Raw genomic sequence first — 9,735 nt, 5'->3', positions numbered from 1 at the left:
AACACAATGATGAACAAGGCGGCCCTTGGGGCCGCCAGTATCGCCGCCGTTCTCGTTTTAGCGGGCTGTGCTAGCTCGCCTAACAGCGACCGTGCAGAGCTAGGTGAAGTGGATGATGGCTTTCCAGCGCTAGCGGACAACTGGTATGACGGGGGGCAGTTTGTCGATCCGGATAGCGTGCTGCGCATTGCAGAAGGGCAAAGCAAAGAGCAAGTACGGCAGCTCATTGGTAACCCCCATTACGCGGAAGGGTTCTTTGGGGTGCGGGAGTGGAACTACGTGTTTAACCTGTACACGGGGAATGGCAATGAGTACCTCACCTGCCAATACCAAGTGCACTATGGCGATGACATGACGTTAGAAAGCACCCGTTGGCGAAATGCACAGTGCCCGGCGTTACTGATACCCATTGAAGTAGAAGAGATCGCCGCAGAGCCGCGCGAAGAGAAATTAACCTTATCAGGTGACGTGTTATTTGATTTTGATAGCGACACGCTAACGTTAGAAGGGCAGCGAACCGTCGATCAGGTAACTCAGGCAATTACAAATGACTTTGTAAATCCGAGTATATCGATTGCGGGTTATACAGACCGCTTTGGTAATGAAGCTTATAACTTAGCATTATCTAACTCTCGTGCTGAGACCGTGGGAGCCCGTATGGCAACCCGAGGTGTGCACCGCTCAAATATTATGACGGCTGGCCATGGTATGGCAGATCCTGTTGTTGAGTGCCCAGGGAGGATTGCAACGCCAAGTGTGACTGAGTGTTTGCGACCGAATAGACGAGTTGAAATCACGGTTACTGAGACGTCTCGTTAGTTGCTAATTTAGTTAATTAGTACTAAAAATTAATTACTAATGGTGGGGGATGTTACCCCCTGTCTTTTAAAAACTAGAAACTAGGAACTTAATAATGAAGTATGTTGGCTATCTCACGACGTTCGTAGCAGCAGTTGTGGCGGCAGTTGGTCTATCTGTATTCAGTATGGGAGTCATGGCGGAGCAGCAAGAGCAACAGCAACCAGCTAAGGAGTCAGTGGATCAAAGCTCGATATGTGTAGCAGTAAGTGACGAACAAGCGCTAGAGTGTCCGGAAGGTGGCCTATTTTTAGCACGTTTGGTCGTTAGTGAAAATGACTTGCAAAACCCACTGTTACTTGAAAACCGTGTGCTTAACACCATGGCTCTTTTCTGTGATACCAACTTTGAAATTCAACATACAAACACGGGTGTACTTTGTGTACTGACCCATGAGCGTGTCGGTATGCCAGCTGAAGATGTTAACGCTATTGAAGCAGTTGAAGAAGAGTCAGTTGCAGAAGAGTCAGTTGAAGACTGATATCTCATCGTAAATTGAAATAATATTATTGCTTTAATCTAATAAATTAATTAAAGAGGTCGTTTTATATGAGCAAACAGCGTGCGACAGGTTCAGCAAAAAGCAGTGCAGTTAGTAAAAGTGAAGCCACTCAAAACGACAAAAACGTAACTGCTAACGAAAGTGAATCTGCGGTTGCCGTCGGTGAGCAAGCAGCACAGCCAACGGTCACGATAGACGGTAAAAAGTACACGCTTGAAAGCCTGGGACAACAGGGGCGCGAACAGCTTCAGAACTTGCGAGTAACTGATCAAGAACTACAGCGTTTACAAGATCAACTGGCTATTACGCAAACGGCTCGTAATACTTATGCCCGTATTTTGGCAGAAGTGACGCAGTCGGTAACGCCAGTGAAGTAATCTTGTAAGCTGTGAGATTGCTCAATTTTGTTGAATGCCCGGTAGGCGAGAGTCTATCGGGCTTTTGTGAAGGAAGGCCTAAGTATGAGGATACTACCCTGGTTGAGCCTTGTTTTTGTCGGGATTAGCACGCTAGCCAGTGCGGATTATGAGGCAGGGCTTAACGAATACCAACGTGGTCATTACGCCTCCGCTATTCATGAGTGGCGTACGGCTGCTGAGCGAGGTGATGGGCAGTCTCAGTTTGCGTTAGGCATGATGTTTGAGCGTGGAGAAGGGATTGGCGAAGATAAGAACGAAGCCTATAAGTGGTATCGTTTAGCAGCAGATAACGGAGAATCTGATGCTCAAATGCGTCTTGCTGAGTTGTTTCTTCGCGAAGAAATTGACGGTAAGGGGCCTGCAGATGCTGTTGAGTGGCTCGAAAAAGCCGCAGAGGCGAGCGATGCCGCAGCGCAATTTCAGCTAGGGCTACTATATCTTGAGGGGGTGGGGGTAGAGGAAGACCCTGCGCTGGCAGCGCGTTGGTTTGAACTTGCAGCCGAACAAGGCCATGTGCCTGCTCAGAATAACCTTGGTAGCCTTTATGAGAATGGGCGCGGTGTAGGGCAAAGCTTTAGCCGAGCATTTGAATGGTACGAACGGGCTGCTAAGCAGAATGATCCCTTTGCCCAGAATAATCTAGGGGCTTTGTATGCCCGAGGCCGTGGTGTCGATCGCAATTATGCGTGGGCGGTGTTCTGGTTTGCGAATGCGGCGCGAGGCGGTAACGAGTTAGCGCTGGGTAATATTAGGGAAAGTCGCGAACACCTTGAGCAAAAAACGGTAGCTGCCAGCCGTATTAATATTCGTGCGGGTAATGGTACAAATCATCAGCGTATTACCCAGTTGGACCAAGGGACTAGCGTCTATGTACTGGGCAGTGTGGATGGCTGGAGCCACATTTATTTTGAGGGCGAGCAGGGGCCAATGCTGGGGTGGGTATCCAATACGCTTATTGAATGATTTTTTTGATATGAACGAGTGTTGTTTGAGCAACGAGTACATTACTGAGCATACCTATGCGCATTGAGGGTGGTGGCGTTATGAATATAAAAAGTAGTGGGAGTCGCCCGAAAACTAAGTCGCTGCTGCGGTATTTTTCAAGTGTTGTGTTCGGGAGTGTTTTTTTACTGACCGGGAGTCTTTCCTACGCATCTGATACTCACCAAGTGATGCCAGGCGATACACTTTGGGACATCTCCGAATATTATTATGGCACGCCTGACGAATGGCCTGCCTTGCAGCAAGTGAATGCGATAACTGACCCCTTCAAGCTTCAGCCCGACACCCTAGTGGAACTCAGTGCTTTCGACCCTTTTCCTTTGTCAGTTCTATACCGTTCGGGTGATGCATGGTTAGTTGAAGAGAACAGTGAAAGCCTTTTGATGAGTGGTGACCTTATTGAGGTTGGCTCTGTTATTCAAACTGGCCCAGGCTCATCCTTGACCGTTCAAATGCGTGACGGCGCTAGAGCGGTGGTACCTTCTAATTCACGCATTGTGTTAAAGCGTGAAGGTGAGAGAGGTATCACGTTTCAATTAGAGCAAGGAGAGGTGGAGTCCTATGTGCCGAAAAATCGCATGCGCAGGCGAGCATACAATATAGAAACCAATGCGGGCGTTCTAGGTGTGCGCGGTACTCACTTTCGGGCAAGCTATGCTGACGAAACACTGCTGACGTCGGTTTATGAAGGGAATGTTGCTGCTCAACACCGGGTGAATACTGCAGAAGCCTCAATAGATCAGGGCGAAGGGGCGCGTGTTGATGGAACAGGTGGTATCCAGGTCGTAGCGCTATTACCGCCACCAGAGAACGTGACTATTAGTTCGCTGCCGAATGAGGCCATACAAGTAGATATTTCGTCACCTATGCAGGGGCAGGCTTTCAGAGCACAGATAGCAAGTGATCCAAACTTTTTAACCATCATGCGTGATCAGCGGTCTCAGAGTAGCCAGATACAGTTCGTCCCGCTTTCGCCTGGGTTCTACCATGTGCGTATAGCCGCTATAGATGAGCTTGGTATTGAAGGTGAGAGCGCCATTTTCGTTATCCATCACCATGGTAATCAAGTATCCGTTAACCAGGAGGAAGACGCGTGGATATTCGAGTGGTTACATAAAGCACAAACAAACTATCGCTTGCAGTTAGCAGCTGATCACCAGTTTACCCAGGTTTTATTAAACTATGAGCCTCAAAATAACGGTCCTTTGAGGATAAGCCGTTTGCCAGGCAACGAGATATTCTGGCGTGTTGTCAGCTTGGATGAACGTACAGGTATGACCGTTGTTCTCGATACTGGAACACTAAATGACTCAGGGAAGTAACCTTTCTAGAGCATTGCATCGGCGGTTTGTGATGACATGGTGTGTGATGGGCAGCTTGTTACTGCCCATTGCTTTTTTTCTTTATAGTTTGTCTCCCTTTTTATCTGATAATTTTTTTTACGATACCTGGCTTTCCAGGCAATCAGAGCCACCTTCTAACGATATTTTAGTTGTAGCGATTGATGAGCCCAGCCTACAAACATTGGGTCGCTGGCCTTGGCCTAGAGAGATTCACACACAGCTGATTGATCAGTTGAACACTGCGGGTGTGCACTCCATTGTTTTAGACGTCCTGCTAGTTGAGCCAAGCCGATTACCTGAAGAAGATCGGCGGCTTGCTGAAGCGATGCACCGCCATGGCAGAACTTATCTACCTATGGCACTCCTTCCTGAATCGATACTGGAAGGTAGGGCACGAGATGTATTAATCCCTCCCCCTCCATTGTTATCTGCCGCCAAAGGCGTTGGGCATATCAATGTGAAACTTGATACTGATGGAGTGGCTCGTTCAGTGGAGCTGTTGATAGAGCGCCGTGAGGATGTGTGGCCACAGCTCATGACCCTGCTTGTGGATCAAAACAAAAGCGGCGGGGCTGGTACATCAAACTGGTCAACTGAGGCGATAAGAATACCGTTTCGTGGTCCGTCTGGCTCATATCCAACGGTTTCTTACCGCGATGTATTAATGGGGTATGTACCGGCTTCTTTACTCCAAGGCCGTACTGTCTTAGTAGGCATGACTGCTCTTGGCTTGGGCGATCGTTACAATGTGTCGTTATTGTCTTCAGGTTTAATGCCGGGTGTGGAAGTGCATGCTCATTTGCTCGATGCCCTACGAAATGAAACTTATATACGCGAAGTAGATAGCTGGATAGGGGCATTTTTAGCAAGTTTGCCGATTGTGGTCTTAATGCTATTGGCTTGGTGGTTAAGGTTTCGATATTTACCGTTAGTGATGCTATCGCTCGTTGCTGGAGTGTTGTGTGCTTCTCTGATCGCTTTGAACTTTAGATGGTGGTGGCCTCCTTTTGCCAGCTTAATAGCATTGGGTATCGCCATCATTGCCATTGTTTGGCAAAGCCAGGCAGCTTTACTGTCTTGGTTTAAGCGCGAGTTGGAATTGTTATACCAAGAACCATCTATCTTGCCATTTAGGCAACCTGATGACATTCGCGGAGAGGGTGGGAAACTTTACCAGCAGTCTCAAGCACTTGAGTTTGCACTAGGGCGAATTGTAGAAGGGCGGCGATTCATATTGGATTCGATGCACTCATTGCCGCTCCCTATCTTTATACTTAATAAAAAGGGGGAGGTTCTGCTGGCAAATAAGAAAGCATTGGCGGTTTTTTACCAGGAAGGGGGACATGCCATTGATCATATTAATGCGCTGCCATCCTTTCTAACTTTTGAAGAAGGGAAAGGTTTTTCGACTATATGGCCACCCCAGCCAATCGGCACGAGTGGTGTTAACGCCATTCAAATAGGTGGCTTATGTACTGACAGAGATGGACATACGTATCGGCTGGAAATGGGAGAGCTGTCTACAACGACAAGTAGTGCCGCTGGAGGGTGGTTGGTATGGCTGGTTGACCTGACGAGTGAGGTAGAGGCAGAAGCACAGCGATCTAGTATGCTTAGTTTCTTGTCACATGACATGAAAGCTCCTCAGGCAAGGGCGCTAGCATTTCTAGAAGCCCAAAAAGATCCAGAGTCGGCTGTAACACAAGCTGACTTCTATAGTTATTTGGAACAGTGCCTCACGATGGGGCTAGGGATGATTAACGATTTTATTAGCTTAACACGAGCCAAGTCATTTAGTTTGAAAAAAGAGTTTGTGCTCTTTGAAGATGTTGTGATGGAGGTGCTTGATCAAGTTTATTCACTAGCTAGAGTAAAAAATATTAAAATAGTGAGTGAGCTACAAGATGAAGATGGGGCTCCTGTGTTAGGCGATAAAGACTATCTTTCCAGAGCGGTATTTAACTTAATTGAAAACGCCGTTAAGTATACGCTGCTTGGTGGCGAGGTTAATGTTCTTGTATGTCGGCAAGATAAGTGGGTTGTGCTGCAGGTTTCTGATAATGGTGTCGGTATTGAGCCAGAAGAGATTGACGATATTTTTGACGACTTTACCCGCAGCGATAAAGGAGGCGTAGCGCAAGGGCATGGCCTTGGGCTAGCATTGGTGAAAACGGTAGTCTCTAAGCATAATGGTGAGATTTACTGTAAAAGCGAGTATGGGATAGGCAGTCAATTCACCATGAAGCTTCCTATTTGTGAGTTGTGAGTTGCCGAAGTGCCAATTGTTAGTTGTTTTTTTGAATATTAACTATATAAATGACGTTGCCTAGCTCTGGTGTTTGTTGTACTTGAAAACGAATATTGACATCTCTTAACTGCATGCCATATTCCCGTTCTGATTGACCATGGTGGTAGGCGGGCCGTGGGTCTTGGCCTAATACTTGGGTAATAAGCTGCCTTAAGTCATTAGCATCTGCGCGTTGCGCGAGCATCGTTTCGGCTGCTGAGGAGAATTCTACGGGGTAAAAAGGTGGCGGTTCTGGGGCAAAGCCCGAGCGTGCATCCGGGACGGCTTCAGTCCAAGGTAGGTAAGGTTTGATATCCACCACGGGTGTACCTGTCATTAAGTCTGCTCCTTTGAGCAATAGCCGTGCACCGTTGTGTGTATCGATACCCACTAGCTCAACGAGTGATAGTCCTAAACGATTAGGCCGATGTGTGCTACGACTCGCGAATACCCCTATTTTTTTATTGCCACCTAGACGGGGAGGGCGTACAAGGGGAGCCCACTCTTCGGGGCTGCGGTGAAAAATAAAGCTGATCCATAAGTGGCTGAATGCGTCTAACCCACGAACGCTTAACGGTGTATTGAAGGGAGGCGTTAATACCAGTGTCGCTTTTGCTGCCGTCGCTAGCCCTGGTTGGCGAGGAATGCCAAACTTATCAGGGTAGTCGCTTTCAATATAGCCTATAGGGTTGATGGTAAACGATTCATTTGCGGGTATTTCGTGCATGACTCACCTTACGTGTAGGTAAAACCGAAGTATAAAGCAGTCAAGCATCGAGTTGGGGTGTGATACCCCTTAAGGTGTGATGATACGAAGCGATAAATAGTGGAGTTGTAGACATGCCAAGTACTAAAGCGATGAATACTAAAGCGATGAGTACTAATGTTATGAGTGCTAACGTAAGCCAAACACCTGCTTCGCCTACTCCACGAATTATCTATCGTGAGGGGGGTGCCCGTGACGCAGCTGACCAAGCAGAGGTGTTTTATCACGCGGTGATGCAGGGTGCCGCTTCCCACTATAGTGTAGACGAGCGCCGAGCTTGGGCGAGTGCTCTACCACGCGAAGCAAGCGCCTGGGCGGCCAGGCAAACGCTCTATACGACGCTAGTCGCCAGCTGTGATGGGAGGTGTGTAGGGTTTTTAGAGTTGGATGCTGCCGCCAAACGTATAGAGACACTTTACGTATGGCCTTCACTAACTGGCCGTGGGATTGGTACCACGCTATTGATTCACGCTGAACGTATGTTGCTTGAGCAGGGCGTATCGAGTGTAGAAATTGAAGCAAGCTTAGTGCTTTATGAACGCTTGATTCGCCGAGGTTTTAGCAACCTCGGCGAACAGTGGGTAGAGCGCAGTGGCGAACTCTTGAAACGCTATCACTTAGTTAAAAAGCTTAGTGCTGTGGAAACCTGAGCACATCAAACGTCGTAGGTGTGGGTAATGCGCATCGATAAATCGATTGATTTTAGGTCTTTAGTGAGTGCGCCGCTGGAAATACAGTCAACTCCAGTATCGGCAATTGCCTTTAATGTTGCTGCGTCAACATTGCCGGAGGCCTCAAGTGTTGCTCGCCCACCGTTTATCTCGACGGCTACATGTAAGTCTTCTAAAGCGAAATTATCAAGCATGATAATGTCTGCCTTTGCGGCCAACGCTTGATCAAGCTCCTCAAACGTTTCCACCTCAACCTCTACTGGCAAGTCACTTGCTAGTTTACGAGCTTGCTCAACGGCTGCCTGAATACCGCCACAAGCAGTAATATGATTCTCTTTAATTAAGAAGGCATCCCACAATCCAATGCGATGATTATGCCCGCCGCCGCAGGTGACAGCGTACTTTTGGGCTAGGCGCATTCCGGGCAGCGTTTTACGCGTATCGAGCAGGCGTACATTAGTGCCTTCAATTAAATCAACGTAATGGCGCGTTGATGTCGCCGTGGCAGACAATGTTTGCAGCATATTTAGGGCCGCTCGCTCGCCGGTCAGTAGGCTGCGAGCAGGCCCTTCTAGCTCTAAAAAACACTGATCTGCTTGAAGAGAGTCGCCGTCTGCTGCCTGCCAACGTAGCGTAACGCGGTTATCTAACCGTCGAAAAATCTCGTCTACCCAGGCAACACCACAAAGCACTGCGTGTTCACGAGTAATGATGCTGGCGGTTGCCCACTGGTTCTCGGGGATTAGCTGCGCTGTAATATCGCCAGGACCAATGTCCTCAGCCAATAGACGGGCTGCGCTAGCGCGTATCTCTTCGGCAAGAGCGTTTTCATAATGCATGGCGGTGCGTTCTCTAGGCGTTATTGAGTGTGTTGGGCATTATAGTGAAAGAGAACGCCAACGTAGAGGAGAGTGTATCGGTTATGGAAAGAACAACCCTGGAGGGGCGGCTGCCAAACGCTAGGCAAGTGGTATCGCCCAACTGCGATCAGCGCCCCAATAGTGAGGTCTCACTACTACTTATTCATGCGATTAGTTTGCCGCCCGGTCAGTTTAGTGGCGATGCTATTGAGGCGCTGTTTACTAACCAGCTAAATTCGGCAGAGCATCCCTTTTTTGCTGAGATTGCACATCTTAGGGTATCGGCCCATTTTCTGATTCGTCGCGATGGTGAATGCTTACAGTTTGTTGATACAGATCATCGCGCTTGGCATGCCGGGCGCTCATTCTGGTTGGACCCATATCATAAGGCGTGGCGAACAGCCTTAAATGACTTTTCGGTGGGCATTGAGCTGGAAGGTGATGACGTGACCCCCTTTACAAAAGCGCAGTATCAAAGGTTAGTCGCGGTAACTCAGTGGCTAATAGCGCGCTACCCTCAGCTGGATAAGTCGCGCATTACCGGTCATGCCCACGTGGCTCCGCTGCGTAAAACTGATCCAGGACCCGCCTTTGATTGGGCTTACTATTTTCAGCAGTTAGATGCTTAGCGACGGGCTGATAAATTCTCCAAAGAACGTTGTAAACTTAATTAAGTACTTCACTCGTAAGTAAATAAAACGGTAGTTTGGCTACATTTTTGAGCGTTTGGTAGATTCATCTAAAGTCTTACTGTTTTTTTTATGTTGCGGTGCAATAGTCTGTTTTCGATAGCCTTTTAGGGCTTGCTGGAATTGGCAGAATGATGACTTTGCGGTATCTTCTCATATACAAAAGGCTAACTTTTACGACAATTGTGTAGCTTTACTACATCAAAAAGTACGTAGCTTGTTGAATGTAGAAAGAAAACATCTACACGGCGCTTAGGCGTCGGCGTTTTATCGGTCTGTGGTGGTTAAACACCGCAGCCGCCCCAGGCCCTAAGGGTTGGCGGGGCTCATTGTCATTT

At 48.1% G+C, this 9,735-nt stretch carries 10 protein-coding genes; 8 read left to right on the top strand and 2 right to left on the bottom strand.

Annotated features, from left to right (window positions below; translation table 11 throughout):
• The 6 genes from HVE01_RS19440 to HVE01_RS19415 form a co-directional block, all read left to right on the top strand.
• A partial coding sequence (locus HVE01_RS19440) for an OmpA family protein (RefSeq protein ID WP_146945450.1) occupies positions 1-819 on the top strand: 819 nt, incomplete at its 5' end.
• Between the two features lie 94 nt (positions 820-913).
• Positions 914-1,339, top strand: coding sequence for a hypothetical protein (locus HVE01_RS19435; RefSeq protein ID WP_089039761.1), 426 nt, complete (start codon positions 914-916; stop codon positions 1,337-1,339).
• 68 nt (positions 1,340-1,407) lie between these two features.
• A complete protein-coding gene (locus tag HVE01_RS20075) occupies positions 1,408-1,737 on the top strand; it encodes a DUF6447 family protein (RefSeq protein ID WP_213017642.1) in 330 nt (109 codons plus the stop codon).
• A gap of 84 nt (positions 1,738-1,821) precedes the next feature.
• Entirely contained in the window at positions 1,822-2,742 is a 921-nt protein-coding gene (locus HVE01_RS19425) for an SH3 domain-containing protein (protein ID WP_146945449.1), read from the top strand.
• 80 nt (positions 2,743-2,822) lie between these two features.
• Positions 2,823-4,103 carry a FecR family protein gene (locus HVE01_RS19420; protein ID WP_186808880.1) on the top strand — a complete coding sequence of 427 codons (1,281 nt, stop codon included), beginning with the start codon at positions 2,823-2,825 and terminating at the stop codon, positions 4,101-4,103.
• Positions 4,087-6,390 carry a CHASE2 domain-containing protein gene (locus HVE01_RS19415; RefSeq protein ID WP_146945447.1) on the top strand — a complete coding sequence of 768 codons (2,304 nt, stop codon included), beginning with the start codon at positions 4,087-4,089 and terminating at the stop codon, positions 6,388-6,390. The genes HVE01_RS19420 and HVE01_RS19415 overlap by 17 nt, the downstream gene beginning before the upstream one ends.
• A 19-nt stretch (positions 6,391-6,409) precedes the next feature.
• Here HVE01_RS19415 and tsaA read toward each other — a convergent pair whose 3' ends face one another.
• Positions 6,410-7,138 (bottom strand): tRNA (N6-threonylcarbamoyladenosine(37)-N6)-methyltransferase TrmO, encoded by a 729-nt coding sequence (gene tsaA / locus HVE01_RS19410; protein WP_125751279.1) that lies wholly within the window; start codon positions 7,136-7,138, stop codon positions 6,410-6,412.
• 161 nt (positions 7,139-7,299) lie between these two features.
• Here tsaA and HVE01_RS19405 point away from each other — a divergent pair, with 161 nt between their 5' ends.
• On the top strand, positions 7,300-7,827 hold the full coding sequence (locus tag HVE01_RS19405; protein WP_146945451.1) for a GNAT family N-acetyltransferase: 528 nt from the start codon (positions 7,300-7,302) through the stop codon (positions 7,825-7,827).
• A gap of 5 nt (positions 7,828-7,832) precedes the next feature.
• Here the strand turns inward: HVE01_RS19405 and nadC are convergent, their stop codons facing one another.
• Positions 7,833-8,687, bottom strand: a complete 855-nt coding sequence (gene nadC / locus HVE01_RS19400; protein ID WP_125751276.1) for a carboxylating nicotinate-nucleotide diphosphorylase — start codon at positions 8,685-8,687, stop codon at positions 7,833-7,835.
• 83 nt (positions 8,688-8,770) lie between these two features.
• On the opposite strand from nadC, the gene ampD reads away from it, so the two are divergent.
• Positions 8,771-9,337: a 1,6-anhydro-N-acetylmuramyl-L-alanine amidase AmpD gene (gene ampD, locus HVE01_RS19395; protein WP_125751273.1), complete on the top strand. Its 567-nt coding sequence runs from the start codon at positions 8,771-8,773 to the stop codon at positions 9,335-9,337.
• Positions 9,338-9,735 lie beyond the last annotated feature (398 nt).

Origin of the sequence: Vreelandella venusta (assembly GCF_007989605.1) — a bacterium.
In the GTDB taxonomy this organism is placed as follows: Bacteria; Pseudomonadota; Gammaproteobacteria; order Pseudomonadales; family Halomonadaceae; genus Vreelandella; species Vreelandella venusta.
This window is presented reverse-complemented; position numbering and strand designations above follow the sequence as displayed.

Bases quoted from the DNA above. Each gene is read 5' to 3' on its own strand.
- HVE01_RS20075 (WP_213017642.1), top strand. From the start codon at position 1,408: ATGAGCAAACAGCGTGCGACAGGTTCAGCAAAAAGCAGTGCAGTTAGT.
- nadC (WP_125751276.1), bottom strand. From the start codon at position 8,687: ATGCATTATGAAAACGCTCTTGCCGAAGAGATACGCGCTAGCGCAGCC.
- HVE01_RS19435 (WP_089039761.1), top strand. From the start codon at position 914: ATGAAGTATGTTGGCTATCTCACGACGTTCGTAGCAGCAGTTGTGGCG.
- HVE01_RS19425 (WP_146945449.1), top strand. From the start codon at position 1,822: ATGAGGATACTACCCTGGTTGAGCCTTGTTTTTGTCGGGATTAGCACG.
- HVE01_RS19415 (WP_146945447.1), top strand. From the start codon at position 4,087: ATGACTCAGGGAAGTAACCTTTCTAGAGCATTGCATCGGCGGTTTGTG.
- tsaA (WP_125751279.1), bottom strand. From the start codon at position 7,138: ATGCACGAAATACCCGCAAATGAATCGTTTACCATCAACCCTATAGGC.
- ampD (WP_125751273.1), top strand. From the start codon at position 8,771: ATGGAAAGAACAACCCTGGAGGGGCGGCTGCCAAACGCTAGGCAAGTG.
- HVE01_RS19420 (WP_186808880.1), top strand. From the start codon at position 2,823: ATGAATATAAAAAGTAGTGGGAGTCGCCCGAAAACTAAGTCGCTGCTG.
- HVE01_RS19405 (WP_146945451.1), top strand. From the start codon at position 7,300: ATGAGTGCTAACGTAAGCCAAACACCTGCTTCGCCTACTCCACGAATT.